The following is a 15,025-nucleotide window of genomic DNA, read 5'->3' as shown; positions in this document are numbered from 1 at the left end:
GGATCTCGACAAAAAGCTCATGCGCTACATCCGCCAATACAACAAGCAGGCCGCCCCGTTGAAGTGGAAGTACTCCGATCCAACTCGACGCATCCGGTGCAATTCATCCGGTTCAATGGACTAGCGAAACCGATATTGCAACAGCAGATGTCATCAGCGACATGCCGCAACTCCACATACGCGACCCTCGCGGAGCAATAGCCACGCCCAAGCCCAAGGTGACTGCTGCCGCGATAAGCAAACTCATAGGACGACCATTCGGCATCACGTACGCAAAAAATCCGGTTCTTGCCATCGAGTATGATATAGCCCAATAATGCAAAGCCGATGATGCTGCGAGTAGACCAAAGGATGCCGATACCCGTGCAGTGGGCCTATTCTCGATGTACAGATGTGACAAGTACTCCGTGCTGAGCCTGTTGTACATCAATGGAAAAATAATCGCGGCAAGGGGTAACGAAACAACAACACTAACCCATGTGGAAAGTACGAGCGTCGACAGGCTTCCTATGCACCAAATTGCCACGTCGAGCGTGCGCCCCCATGGCCGATGGAATGCAAGTGCGACGTTGGCGACCACTCCTATGATCACTACCGCAAGCGAAATACCCTGAATAGTCCAAAGTTGCCACGACCAGGATATGCGAATGCTTGATGACTTATCGTTAAAGATAAACATCCCAATTGAGAAAAACTGCAGGATACTCGTGAAATTTTTCAGGATGCCATGGTATGCAATCACACGAATCGTCGTGTATCGGCGCGTGGCCGATGCTGTAGAACTAGTTGTGGACATGACACGTATTGATTCAATAACTGTCAAAATCGGGTACCAGCGTGACAACCACCGAACCCACCACCATTGCTCGCCGCGCCGCCGCATCCGAAGATTCCACAGCCACCAAGCAGCGATAGCGCCTCCAGCGCTACAGCACCAACAATTTTTCGCAGTCGCATATGTACCTCGTCAATGAAGCGGCCGTGTCGAAAGGATTTCCGATAACGCGACGTGAAGCACGCCCCACGTCAGCAGTATCGCGACGACCAGCCACCTGACTTTCGAGCGCTGGATTCGTGGCGCGGCTGGGTATTCCGTCATGTCGCTGCTGGAACGAATGAAGGTGAGCTTTTTCAGGTCACCAATCCCGCTACTCAATTTCTGCATTGTTAGTCCGCCTACAGCGTCTTGTCCGGCGCATCGTCCGGGTGCCCGTTTAGGATTTCGAGTCGTCTGTTTCGTTCGACCACTACTCGGCGCATCGAAAAAAGCCTGCCACACCCTGTGCAATTCCAAACGTGTTGGTCGAATCGTTTCGCGTTGCCAACGCGTCCACAAAACAAGCACGGCGTCTTGGGACCCGGCGTTACGCCGATCTTGATTCGCGCGCTCAAGCTACCGTCCGGTTCAAGCCGGTCCGCCACCTGCTCAAAAATGTCACGCCAAGCCATAATCTGCTCTTCCATTACCGCGAATACTTCCGACAGTTGGCTGTACGGCAACGGCAAGGATAGGTAGCGGATCAAACCACGCATACGTGGCAGGCTTTTCACGCGAACCAACGTGAATGGTGTACCGGTTCGCCGATTGAACATCTTGCGACACGCGGAACAGCGAAACATCGGAAACGGATGTGATGGCAGTCTGTTCAGTTCATACGTTCGCATACTGGTGCAGTACCGACAGGCTGGCGCTCGTCCACTTTGCGAATGAATCTCATCGAACTCTTCCGTCAGCCGTCGTGTGAGTTCAAGGTCCTCACGCGCTCCGCCTTCTTCAAAATGCCATTGCGCAGGCATGATCGCTGTCGGCAGTCCGCCGAGCTTCACGCGTGCTTCCCATTTTCCGCTCGGGTCAAGTTCGATCAACCACGAACGTAGCTCCTTGACCCTCGTCGCAATATTCATGGATTCCGTTTTGAGCATCGTCGCAACGGCCGAACGGCTGATCGGTTGCGATAGAAGCGGTAGCAGCGCCTCCATCTTTTGTGCGTGACGCCCATACAGGGGCGTACCGTGCAGCCGGGTGAATTCGCGATTACACGCCCCGCACAAGAAGCGCGGAATTCGGTGACCGCTCAAGGAGTTTCGGTATCCACGGATACCAACGTGCGCTGAGCCGCAATGAAAGCACGGCGGGCGTGGCTCAGAATTCGGCGACAGCAACGCATCGACATGCCGCCGCAAAAAAGCGGTTAGCTCGCGATCTTCCTGCATCGATTGCTGTGCTTGATTTCGCTGCGAAGTCGTCATCAGTTCAACGGCGCGATCGACTCACCTATCACTGCGTTGAGGCATTTCCTTCCGCCGAACACTTCGGCGCAGGCGCGACTTTTACCGAGTCATCCAGTCCGTGACCATCGATGTGTCGAACCTCTATCCAACAACTTTTCTTTTGCCAATCCATAAAGATGTCGTAATCCTGCCCGGGTTGCGGGTTGAACGTAACCCACGGCGCAGAACAGCTCCAATGATAATTCCCAAAGTCGTTATTGACCGACATGCCGATCGCCAACGGCTTCGTGGCAGGAACAACATATTCCCGAATCATATTTTTAAATTGTAACCCCTCCACCGTCATCGTCGGTCGTGGACTTTGCGGCATCCCGATCACTACACTTCGCGATGAATACTTCATCGTGGACAAAAATCCATCACCGACAATAATTGTTTTATCATCCGATCCGAAATCATTCTTGTAACATGATTCCCCCGGACGGAATGCGGCACCACCCGTGCCATTTCCAGTCAATACCCGAATCCGGGCCGACGTTGCAGGGTCGTAAGTCGGCTGTTCCGTGGTTACATGATGAGTCGGCGGTATGATAAGTGCGCAGCCTGCCAACATGGAAACTATGCTTAATCCAAGTGTTGATGTGATCAATTTCACTATTAAATTTCCTTTGTTTTTTATTCAACTACTTGCGTATTAAAACTGCGCTGTCACCTGAAATCCAACCGTCACGCGTGCGGTCGGGAATCCGGATGGCTTGTAGACCGGCGTACCGGCGAACAGGTCGTAGCCGTAACCGCCGAAGCGCGTTGCAACACTGCCTTTAACGCCGATCACTGCTCCGGCCAGTTGCGTACCGACCAGCGCGACAGGCTGCGGTCCCCAAACGCGGCCGTAATCGAGTCCTGCATAAATCGCCTGCCCCGTCTGTCCGATGGGCATCTGCAGTTCGTTACGCCAGTAGAAGCCGCGCGCCGCTGCCAGCAGCGTTTCGCCGTCGAAACCTCGCACGGTGTAACGGCTGCCGATCGTCAGGTCATCGATGTAGTACAACGTGTTGCCGGTATATTGGCCGTGAAAGGTCGTCACATAGCGGAACGGCTGTTGCGCGATCGCGAACGGCACGGACAGGTTCGCATCCAGCACGGCCATTTTGTAGCGGTACGTCGGACCACCGTCCGTTGCCAATACATCATCCTGTGCGCCAAACGTGCCGACACCTTGCCTGTACGCAAGCGTGCCATCGAACTGCGCGCCGCCGAAATAGTGGCGATCGGTCAGCCCGAATTCAACGAACGTATTGTTGCGGCGCTGCTGCGGAATTTCCGTATCTTCGATGAAGCTCTGGCCGAAGCGCCGCGACAAACGAACATAGCCGCCGAATACGTCATTCTGAGTGCGTGCGAGCACGCGGGCGAGCTTGAAATCGACCGTTTTCGAATTGCCGCTGGCAACGAACGATTGATTGACGCCCGCGATTTGCTGGTAGTACGTGTTCGTGTAGGCCGATAACGTCGCGGTCCAGTAGCCCCACGGAATCGAATAGAAACCGTTCCAGCCATGCGAACCAAGGCGCTTGTCACCAAGTTCAAGGTCTTGACTCACACCGACGTTGAAAATGTCGTTCAAGCCCAACGGGTTGTCGATGCCGATCGACAGGTTGCCTTGCAGCTTGCCGGTCGCACGCGTGCCCGAGTTGTCGATCGATGCGACGACAGTCCACGGCTTGCCGCGCTTCACGTCGAGCACAACGTCACTTTCGCCCGGTACGTCGGCTGGAACGATTTGCATCGAAACGTCTTGACTGGTGACCCGCTTCATTTGCTCCAAACCTTGTTCTAGGTCACGCAGGTTCAGCAAGTCGCCGTCGCGCGTCGGAAACGCGGTTTTCCATGTGCCGCGCAGTTTTTCATCAGAGAAGCGTACGTGCCGGATCGTGCCGGGGATCAGTGCAACTTTCAGCGTGCCTGTCGACAGGTCCTGTTCGGGCAGCAGCACGCGCGTCGTGATGTAGCCGCGTGACAAAATATCTTGCGACAACGCTTTTACAAGCACGTCCAGCCCTTGCTTGCCGATGCACTGCCCCGTGTAGTGTTCGAGCCATTCACGCGCGAACGCAAAGCGGTCCATCGGCAACGCGGATTCGCCCTGCGCTTTCACCGTGGCCGGCAACGAATCAGGAACATCGAGCACGAAACGGTCAATCCGAAAGCATGGCGTTTCGGTCGGCAACTGCGGATAGGTTTCGGCGCGCGGCACTTCCGATTGAATGGAAGGCGTGCGCACTTCGGCAGCACGCTGCTGTGCGTCACGCTGCTGCTGTGCCTGCCGATCCTGTTCCGCATTCGCGCGTGCGGCAGCGGCTTGATCGGCGGGCGTTGGAACCTGCTGTGCGTGGACCCCGAGCGATACCAAAGCTGCAATCGATGTAGTGGCTAGTTTTTCTTTTAATTGCATTGCCGATGAACCCTTGATTTACCAATTCGGTCATGCGAATTTTCATTGAAGCCAAAATGGCTTACCCTTGATCGCATCATACTCGGCAAGGGGCTTATTTTTATCACGAGCGAATCCTGAAAGGTCAGATATCACTGTTCTGACGGGTTTGTATATTTTCCAGTTTTCCTCAAAAACCTTCGCCGATTCGACGCAGTATGAAAAATTTTCAAAATATTTACTAAACACATCAGCCAGCGTTGGCAGATCAGGATTAAGCCAACTCCTCTCTCGATCTTCGAGCATGGCGGCATCCCACTCAATGGATGATGCGGCTGGCCTTTGCGCAAAGATTTCGCGCACTCGTACCATTAGATCCGTCGCGCGAGCCAGGTCCTCACGGGGCAGATAACGCCGATACAGACGATCAGTTATTAGACTCCAATCTGTTTCCGGGTGTTCTTGAGCAACATATTGGTCTATGCAAGCGAAAAATAAGACCACATCCGATGCCGGGCCCAACTCACACAAGGAGCTTCCACCGTGAAATCCGATCTTTCGCATGATGTAAATTACCTCTTAAATTCAATTGCATCAGGTTTAATTATACCACCCGACTTATTCACTATACCTTGAATGATGGTGTTTTCCTGTTGCGGCGTTACACTCTGCCCGCGCACGTCGATCACAACCTGCTGCTGCATCCCTTCAGGCAAATTGGCAGCCCGTTGAATTGCCTGATTTGCAACATTGTTAATTAAGCCGCTTGAATTATTTGTAATATTATAATTCTTGACTTCGTAACTAATCGTTCTATCTGCCGTAGATATGTCAGGACGAACGCTCCCTGGCGTTCCATAGGGCACTTCGTCCCCTCCCTTGTAGCTGACCTGAGGATCGTGACCGGGTCCGAGGCCGTTGGTGACGTCAATTTCCGACTGACGCGGCGACGTACGCCCATTGCCGCCATCAGCCAGCAGCGCATTGTCCGGCGTGTTGGAACCGGCCGCCGCTCCGGCTACTTGTCCGCCAGCAGCCTCGACAAGCACGGTCCCGCCGCTTGGGGTCATCGGGCCGCCACCGCCCATTGCTCCCAGCGCGTTGGTAGCGGCAAGATTAACACCTTGTGATATTTGCGTACTGACAGGCTGATGCATGAATTTTGCAAATTCAACTTGCATCATTCCGACAAACTGACTGGCTCCGGAGCTAATGGCATTGCTACCCGTTTGGCGCGCGGACTGAATAGCGTTGTAGAGGTCAATCACCTGCTGTGCAAGGCTAGACGTCTCCTTGTTTGCCGCCTTGTTCTTCGTATCCAGCGCCTGGTTGTACAGGTCGACGTTCGACGCCATCGCCGCACCCGATGAGCCGCCGACCAACGCGCCGCCAACGCCCGCCAAAACATTACCCGCCACATTGCCGAGCAGCGTCGAACCGGTCGCTCCGGCAATCGAATCGCTTACGGCCTCGGTCTGCGGAGCGAGCTTCGACGACAGACCCGCGCCCGCTGCGCCTCCGACCGTAGAGAACACGCTACCGCCGCCCAGCCCGCCAATCAACGCGCCCCCCGCCGTCTGCATCAGTGCGCGCGAATCTCCGCCTTCCGACCATGATTTCGCATCGGACAGCGCTTGCGACGCCGTGGCCGCATATGCCTCAGCGGCGTCGGTGTCGCCCGCCTGAATCGCAGCTTTCGCTGCCGCCGTTGCATCCTTCGCGGTGGAAAGGGCGGCGTCCCGTTTCATATCGGCATACGCCCCGATGCCTTGCGATACCACTTGGCCGGCCGCTTGCGCTGCATTCATCGTGTCGGCTTGCTTATCCAGCAGATTCTGCACGTCCGGCGTCTTCGATACCGTTCCGTTCAGATTCGACGTGTCGCGATTCAGGTTCGCTACGTCCTGCGTTTGACCCGTCGGATTCGTGATTTTGATTGTGCCCGCGCTGACGCCGCTACGCGTCGTCGCATTCTCGTCGCCGCTGTCCGACTGCGAAACCATTGGCGTCACGCCACCCGAGCCGCTGACCGACCCCGGTCCGATTGCCTTGCCGGTGTTGCCCACGCCTACGCCCGCACTGACCCCGTTGCTGTCGGCCGCATAGTGCGAATGATTTTCGATATCGCTGTAAGTCAGCGAACCCGTCGTCAAGGTGTTCTTAGCCGCATCGGCCGTGCTGCCGATATACGCGCCCTTCAAATCGGTGTTGCCCTTGACGGTCACATCGAATCCGCCGCTACCTGCTTGAATGCCGGCCTGTTCGTTCACGCCCGCATAGTTACCGTCCGCATGACCGTTTTGCGCGCTGAAACTTGCGCTTCCACCGCCCATCGTGCTGACGCTGATACCGCCGCCCGTGCTGCTTTGATGTGCCGTGCTGTACGTCGTGTCCTGTACGCTCTGCACGTTCAGGTTGCCGCCAACGTCCGCCTTCACGGTGCGACCGGACACGTTCGAACCGATCACGTTCGTATCGCCGCCACTCAGAAGTGTCACGCTGTTCGCACCCGTCACATGCGAATTGTTTTGCATCACGGCATCGCTGTTGCCGTCGCCGTGCGCGCGCGACATCGCGGCCGACACCCCGATACCGTTCGTCCCGATCGACACGCCGACGCTGGCGCTTGACGACGAATTCGAGCTGCGCGTTGAATCGGTGTTCGTCGTGTTTTGCAGGTCAATCTGATTCTTCGCAACCAGCAACACATCGTTGCCAGACACGTTCGAACCGGCCACGGTGATATTACCGCTGCCCGGCGTACCGTTGCCCGTCGCAATCAGGGAAGCGGTGCCGCCGGCCTTAACGTTCGATCCGACCTGCGTCGTCTGGTTTTCCGACGTGTCGAGTCGGCTATGGCTCGATCCGACACTGATCTGAACACCGATGCTCGGCGTACCGCCGCCCGCCAGTGCGCCGCCGGTCAGCCCAGCCACACCCATCGCAGCATCGCCAGCCGCTGCGATCGCATGCAGGGCCGTTGCACGGCTGTCGCCGGCACCACTCTTTGCCGCCTGCGCTTGCTGATACGCACCGTTGATCGCATCGCCGATGCTGCCCGACAGGCCGAGCGTGACGCCGCTGCTGCTGGTCGTTTCGCTATGCGTCTTGTTGCTCGTATCGGTTGCTGAATCGATCACCACGTTCGCAGCCGTGCCGGTCAGATTCTTTCCAGCAATCAGATCGCTACCCGTCACGTGCAACGTATCGCCCGCCTTGATAGTCAGATCGCCATTAAGCGAACCAATCGTGCTCGCGTTGTTCGTGACGGACGAAGCATGATCCGTATCGGTCTTTTTCTGCGTGCCGATACTTACGCTCAGGCCGCTTGTGCCAATACCCGAATGCGTTTCGTGATAGTAGCTGTCCTGCGAAACCGTATCCTTGGACGTCGTGATATTGACGTTGTTTGCCGCCGCAAGGTTGACATCGTTCGTGCCGACCACCGTGCTGCCTTGGACGGTCAGGTCGCGACCCGATTGAATGTTGACCGTATTGCCCGATACGGTACTGCCGACGCCGACGTTCGCCTGCGTGTTCTGCATCGAATCGGTTTTCGTGCTGCTGACGAAACTACCGCGACTGACCTGCACCGACTGATACGCGTCGTGTTCCTCGCGAGCTTCGTTGATCGTGACGTTACCGGTCGCCGCGATGTTCGCCGCACCGGCGCCATTCTCAACGCCATTTGTCATGCCAGCGGTCAGGGACGAACCCGTGAGCGTCACGTTACCTTTCGACGCGTCGGCACTTGCTGCCGCAAGCGTTGCGTTGCCACCCGCCGTGAATTCCGTGCCAACAGCGTGCTCATCGTAGTTGTGATCGACTTCTTTACGCGTCTTGCTGTCGGCAGCAACGTTATCGAGCTTTGCGGTATCCGTGACCGTCGTTGCCGTCAGATTCCCACCAGCGAGCACCGACAAATCCTTACCCGCGGAAACTGTCGCGCCCTTGAGCGTCGTATCGTTACCGCTTTGCATCCCCAAGCTGCCGCCTGCGGTGATGCCACTCGTTACGTTCGTGGTGCCCGATTGTTCCCAATGATGCTGATCGTTCAGATACATCGATTGGTTCGTCGTGGACTGAACCGTGTCGACGCTGATGTCCCGACCTGCCGTCACCAGCGCGTCGCCGCCAGCCGACAGATTCGCGCCATGAAGCGTAAGGTCGCGACCCGCCTGCGCGGACAAATCGCCCGTTGCCGCAATGGTGCCTTGCTGACCGAGCAACGTTTGGTTGACCTTACTCGCGCCTGATGCACCGCTCACACCAACCGTATCGACCAGCGTCGTATTAACGATATCCCGACCCGCGCTGACAGCGACACGATTGCCCGTAATCATCCCGGATGCATTCACCACATCATTGCTCGCCGATACGACGGTCGTGCCGTTTTTGCTGTCGCTGGAAATCGTGCCGCCGCGATTCAAAATATCCGTTGCGGTCAAGACGGTTTTCGAGCCACCCTTGATGACGCCGGAATTCGTCGCGCTACCGACCGTATGAATTTCGACATCATCCGCCGCGATCAACGCACCAGTCGGTTGCAGATCGTTCGCATGCGTTTGCGCCATATAAACGACCGGGGCCAACACGTGCGTCGTGCTGCCGTCAGGCAGCGTCACGGTCTGGTCAACGAGCCATACGATATCGCTCGTCAAGGCATCCATCTGCGCAGCCGTCAACGCCATCCCCGGCACCAGGCCGAATTCCTTCGCGTAGTTCGCGCCGTTCGTCATCAGGGCGCGATACTCATCCTCGGCGCTTGCATAACCCGGTAGGAACGTACGGCCGGTCAACTGCGTAATCTGGTTACGCACCATTTGCTGCTCATACATCCCGTCACCCAAGCGCTTTTCAATGCTTGCGGGGTTCAGGTTCAACTGACCGAGCATGTAGTCACTCGAAATGAAGTTCGTGTAGCTCGTCAGGCGCGGATCAGTGACGATCAGGTACGGCTGACCGGGTGCGTCGTGAATCGAATACATCCCGCTTGTCGGCAACGTAATCGACAAAGCGCCTGTCGCACTCGCGACCGATTGCAGAGCCGGGACCGTTGTCGTCCCGTTGGCCGCGCCGACCTTGGAAGGATTGCCACCCGACACACCCTGATTGGCCGAATTGCTGCCAAGCGTGCCGCCCGTCGCGCCGGTCGCAGAATTCTGCGCAGCGACGTTCTGGTTGTTGACGCTCTGGCCGGTGATCGACACCGATTGGTTCGCTACGATGGTCCCGCCCGTGCCGCCGATCGCGACCGGCGTATAGACGACGGACGGCTCAACTATCGTACCCCGATCCCGCGAGGTGTCTTCGTTCCACGCATACGTCGAAACGATATTGTCGGTTTGATACTGGTACAGCGTCTGGCCGACGTTGTTCACGATCGTCCCGCCGTAGCTGCCGCTGCCAACAGAGCCGCCTTGTTGCGTGCTGCCGATTTGAATCGACTTGCCAGCCGTGATCGCGCTGTAATCGTTATTGATCGTGCCGACGTTCGCCATCGTGATATTGCCACCCGCGACGAGCTGCGCCTGCTTAGCTTGGCTCGTTACGACGTCCTGCTGGATGGTGGACGTGGTATCGCGTGCGACTTCGACGCGTTGATAGCCGTTATGGGCGTCGCTGCGTGTCGGGTATTCGGTGCTAGGGAGGTAATTGATGTTCGGGTTATACGCGTCCCAATAGTTGACGGTAATGGAGCCGTCTGAATTCTTCGTCAGGTTGTTGTAGTAAATCGTCTGCTGCGCGCCGTTCACCGTAACGACCAGCACGTTGTCGGTCGCGTTGGGTCCGGACGTCTGCGATACGACCTGCGACGCACTATAGGTCGAATTGACCGGCGTCTTGTAGCCATAATCCCACACGGCCTGAGTACACGACGAATGCGAATCGGCGTTGGTCGTCGCACACGCCATGTATTTGTCGCGCTTTGTCTGATGCGTGGTCGTCGTACTGGTTGTCTCGGTCGTGACCGTCGGCGCGGGACGCGAATTGGTGAATGTGCCGGCCGCGAGTTCGATGTTGCCCTGTGCCTCGATCGTCGATTGATCGTTCAGCCCGTTTTGCGTACGGTTCGCCAACAAGCCGTTTGCGTCGCGCTGACCGTTCGCCGCGATGTTGATATCGCCGACGCTGAACAGGTTCGCGCCACCCGTATTCGACAACTGATTCGTCGCGTACAGATTCAACTGATTGGCAGCAGCAAATACAGCAGCAGCACCGGTGTTCGTGATCGTATTCGCGTTCGCCGTCACGTTGGCGCCGATCACGGTCCCTGTGTTGTTCAACGTCGCGCTGTTGGTCGTGACCGAATCGCCTTCGATACGGCCTGCATTATCGATCGTGCCGCCGTTCGCGTTGACCGTCGTGTTTGCGGAATTCAAATCCGCACTGCTCTGGTTGTCGACGTTCGCCGCATTCACCGTGAGCGCGCCATTGGCATCCATTACGCCTTGGTTCGTCAGTTTTCCCGACGTGGAAAACGTGAGGTTGCCGTTTGCGTGAAGTTTGTTCGCCGCCGTCTGCGTGTAGTCGCTGCCAAGCGTCACCGTGCCGTTACGGCCTGCGACAATCGAACCATCCCCATTCAGCGTGCCGGTCGTCAACGTCAAGTCTTGATCGCTACCGATGGCACCACCCTGATTCGACAGCGTGCCGGCCTGAATCGACACGCTGCCGCCGCTACCGGTGTCATTGCCGATCTTGCCAGATGTGTCGTCAATCGATGCGACCGTCAACGACAACGCGCCGTTTGCCCGCACCGAACCATTCTGGTTCGACAGCGCTGCGTTCGCACCATTGAACGTCAGGTTGTTCGCCGCCGACAGCACGCCGCCTGCATTGTTCGCGTTGCTCGCGACATTCAACGTCAGGTCGTGTCCCGCCAGCGTCTGCCCGCCTTGTGCATTGGTGAGTGCTTGCGTGGTCAGCGTTACATCGCCATTTCCGCCAATCGTGCCCGCGTCCGCTTTACCAGACGCGTTCGTGTTCGTGATCGATGCGCCGCCGTCGATCGTCGTCGCACCGGTGCCGATATTGGCGATTCGACCATCGCTGTTATCGACGCTGGAACCCGATACGCCGAGGGTGGATGTCGCGCCGTTCGCTTCAATTTGGCCCGCGCTGTTGGTCACGGCACCTTGCGCACGAAGTGACAGATTCCCGTTCGCCTGAACAAGACCAGCGGCATTCACAATTTGGCCGTTCGACTGTGCCGCCAGCGACCGGCCTGCAAGCAACGAACCACCGGAATTATCGACACTGCCAGCCGACAACGAAACGTCTCCATTGCCGCCAATGGTGCCGCCAGCCGTATTCGTCAACGCATTGGTCGTCGTGACGGACAGCGCACTCGTGCCAATATTTTTAACCGAACCACCGTCGTTCGCGAGACTGTCTGCCGTCACTGAAACGCCGTTGTTTGCTTCGAGCGTCCCTGCGCGGTTATCGACTGCGCCTTGTGCCTTCAGCGTAATACTGTCCGCACCGATGTAACCACCCGCATGGTTATCGAGCGATTGAACGTCGAGCGCAGCCTGTCGCTGTGCGGCCAGTGTCCCGGCGCTATTCGATACAGCAGCAGCCTTCAGGCTCAACGCGCCATTGGTCGCGATCGTGCCGCCTTGGTTTGACATCGCACCGGTTGTGATCGACAACGTACCACTACCCGCGTGTGTAATCTTTCCGTGATCGTTGATCAGCGTCGCTGGCGTCAGGTTCAGGTCGGTGCTGTTCGTCTGAATAACGCCGTTGCTCGAATTATCGAGCGTGTTCGAGACAGCGACATTCATTGCGCCAGTCCCGGTTTGCGTAATCGTGCCACCACGGTTCGACAAATTCGTCGCCCCGAACGACAACTGGTTGGCCTGTATCGAACCCGCGTCGTTGCTCAGCGATGCTGCATTCACCGTTGCCGATTGTCCGGCCGCGATGCTGCCGGAATGATTCGTCAATTGCGCGCCAGCATTGATCACTGCATTTTGCGCAGCCGACAACGTGCCGCTGCCGTTGTCGAGTGATTGCGAATCAACTTGCAGGTTCGTTTGTGCACTGACCGTGCCGTGGTTCACGACGCTGCCGGATTGCACCGTCACACCGCCGTTGCCGCCGATGACGCCGCCTTGTGCGCCAAGTGCGGTTGTACCAGCCGCGTTCGTCAATTGCCCTGTCGTCGTGATCGACAGACCATCCGAATTCAATGACGTAACGCGACCGGCACTGTTGTCCAGCGAACTACCCGAAATATTCATTCCGGCCACGCTCTGGATCGTGCCTTGATTATTCGCGATCGCGCCACCACGCACCTGCATCGCATCTTCGGAAACCAGCGTGCCGCCCTGATTCGAAATTGCGCCGTTCGACCGCACGCTCAGCGGACCTTGCGCCGAAACCTTGCCGCCTTGGTTCGAAATGCTGCCTGCATTAAGCGTTGTACCGCCTTGGCTCGACAGGCTACCGTGATCGTTGATCAATGCATCTGATGCATTCGCATTGACCGCGCCCTGCGCGCTCGTCGTGGCGTTCGAAAGGTTCAGATCACCCGCATTCGCGTTCAACGACAGATTGCCATTCGCAGCAGTCTGGCTGCCTGCAAGGTTCACGGCACCGCCCGAAATCGACGCGCTCCCGCCCGCGACGTTTTGCCCGGTCGCCGTCAATTGACCGGTGCTCGACAAATTCAGGTCGCCGCCTTTCGCGACAGAACCATCGTTATTTACGCCCGCGCCAAGCGTTCCCGTCGAAGCAATGGTGCCCGCGTTGACCGTCGTATTCTGCTGCGCAGCGAGCGTGCCGCTGTTGGACAGCGCACCGGATGCTGAAACGTTTGCGCTCTGTTGCGCATATGTCGTGCCGCTGTTTTGAATGCTGTTCGCGGTTGCGGTAAGATTACCGCTCGCCGTTGTCTTGCCCGTGAGTACAAGTTGGCCGTTCGATTGCAGCGTCAGGTCACCTGCTTGTGCAGCGATCGTTCCTGCGTTCGCGACACCGACACCGAATTCGTTCGATACGAGATAGACCCTGTTGGCGTACATCCCACCGAGTTGGCTCACGTCGATTGCGATTGCGGGCGCGGCACCGTCGCCAGCGATCGGTGCCGCTGCAAGCGTGTCGTGGTTGACTTGGTTCGCACCTGCGACGACGTTCAGGTTTTTCGCGTAAATGGCAGCGTTGGCCTGCACCGCACGGGAAATCAAGTCAACCTGATCGACGTTCGCTGCGTTGAGGCCCGCGCCTTGCACGGTGATCAAACCGCGATTGACGTTGTAGCCTGCGAGCGAACCGTCCGCACCGTAGTACGGCTGCCCCGTCGTCAACGTGGCGCGTGACGTGTTGATGAAGCCCCCGCCATCTATAACGATGCCAGCCGGATTAGCGATCACCACTTCCGCACGACTGCCCGCGACCTCAACGTAACCGCGAATCTGACTCGCAGCCGTGCTGTTGACCTGATTGACGATGATCCGCGCGGACTGGCCTGCCCCGAAATTCGGGTTGCCGTTGATCATCCCCGCCTGCTGCGTGTTCACGATCGTCGGCGAGTTGTTCAAAATCGCGCCGGGTTTTTGTACGTCGAACTGGTTGTACGTGTTCACCGACACGCCAGCGCCGGACGGCGCGGCAATATTCACTTGCGGGATGCCGTTCTGCGTCTGGATTACGTGCGTGCTCGTGCCCGGAGTCGGTGCAATTTGCGCGAAGCTGAATAACGGCACACCGAACAACAACGCTGCTGCCATTGCAATCGGTTGCCACAGGACGCGCAATCCCGGCAAATTCAGCGGTGCACTTACACCCTGCGAATTTCCGGCTGCGCGCGGCGAACTGCCGTTCTCCTGAACGACCATCATTGCGCCACGTGCGCGACTATACACAACCCGGTAGCGGTCTTTATTCATTCTTCGTTGACGCGCACTGCGCCCATGCTTGCAATCTTGTTTGAATTCAGCATCGATAGGACCGGACACAATTCGCCATCTGGTCTTGAACGAGCTTGCGACGGATAGTTAGAGCGACAATGCCTCTCATGCATGTCGCGATTGCGAGCCAGCTCTCGCAATTGGCCCCCTCTTATCCACCGCGATCCTAGCAGAAGCGACAACCTCACACTGTCAGAAATGATCAATACGCAGCGTGAGGAACATCGATTTCCTCTGCCCTAGCACCCGATATTTTAAAAATATACTCAATAATTGAAATTTTAGTTTTTAAAAAAATTTCAATTAAAGACCGGATGTGATTTTATTAAGATGGGCGCGACGCAGTCTTAGACGCGATGCCGACGGTGAATACAGCGGGAAACCATGGTCTGACGCCTATGGTCTGGCGGGCAGCTCATTTCGAGATAGTCGGAAACAATCT

5 protein-coding genes and 1 pseudogene are annotated in these 15,025 nt (G+C 57.1%); 1 reads left to right on the top strand and 5 read right to left on the bottom strand.

The window, feature by feature from the left end:
* Positions 1–124: pseudogene (locus tag HWX36_RS37205) on the top strand (IS630 family transposase); the annotation flags it as partial.
* Between the two features lie 1,052 nt (positions 125–1,176).
* On the opposite strand, the gene HWX36_RS17800 reads toward HWX36_RS37205, so the two are convergent.
* The 5 genes from HWX36_RS17800 to HWX36_RS17780 are packed head-to-tail and all read right to left on the bottom strand — an operon-like array spanning position 1,177 to position 14,562.
* Positions 1,177–2,250, bottom strand: a complete 1,074-nt coding sequence (locus tag HWX36_RS17800) for a DUF746 domain-containing protein (protein WP_175953349.1) — start codon at positions 2,248–2,250, stop codon at positions 1,177–1,179.
* 28 nt (positions 2,251–2,278) lie between these two features.
* Positions 2,279–2,887, bottom strand: a complete 609-nt coding sequence (locus HWX36_RS17795; RefSeq protein ID WP_175953348.1) for a hypothetical protein — start codon at positions 2,885–2,887, stop codon at positions 2,279–2,281.
* A gap of 39 nt (positions 2,888–2,926) precedes the next feature.
* Complete coding sequence (locus tag HWX36_RS17790; protein ID WP_175953347.1) at positions 2,927–4,687, bottom strand: ShlB/FhaC/HecB family hemolysin secretion/activation protein; 1,761 nt, start codon at positions 4,685–4,687, stop codon at positions 2,927–2,929.
* A 42-nt stretch (positions 4,688–4,729) separates the two neighbouring features.
* Positions 4,730–5,230, bottom strand: a complete 501-nt coding sequence (locus tag HWX36_RS17785) for a hypothetical protein (protein WP_175953346.1) — start codon at positions 5,228–5,230, stop codon at positions 4,730–4,732.
* 8 nt (positions 5,231–5,238) lie between these two features.
* Positions 5,239–14,562 carry a hemagglutinin repeat-containing protein gene (locus HWX36_RS17780; protein WP_175953345.1) on the bottom strand — a complete coding sequence of 3,108 codons (9,324 nt, stop codon included), beginning with the start codon at positions 14,560–14,562 and terminating at the stop codon, positions 5,239–5,241.
* Between the last annotated feature and the right edge of the window lie 463 nt (positions 14,563–15,025).

It is taken from the genome of Burkholderia sp. BCC0405 (genome assembly GCF_902833075.1).
Classification (GTDB): domain Bacteria; phylum Pseudomonadota; class Gammaproteobacteria; order Burkholderiales; family Burkholderiaceae; genus Burkholderia.
The sequence above is the reverse complement of the archived record's forward strand: the minus strand, read 5'-3'. Positions and strand labels throughout refer to the sequence as shown.

Coding starts and splice junctions, on each gene's coding strand:
- HWX36_RS17780 (WP_175953345.1), bottom strand. CDS start 14,562: ATGAATAAAGACCGCTACCGGGTTGTGTATAGTCGCGCACGTGGCGCA.
- HWX36_RS17785 (WP_175953346.1), bottom strand. CDS start 5,230: ATGCGAAAGATCGGATTTCACGGTGGAAGCTCCTTGTGTGAGTTGGGC.
- HWX36_RS17790 (WP_175953347.1), bottom strand. CDS start 4,687: ATGCAATTAAAAGAAAAACTAGCCACTACATCGATTGCAGCTTTGGTA.
- HWX36_RS17800 (WP_175953349.1), bottom strand. CDS start 2,250: ATGACGACTTCGCAGCGAAATCAAGCACAGCAATCGATGCAGGAAGAT.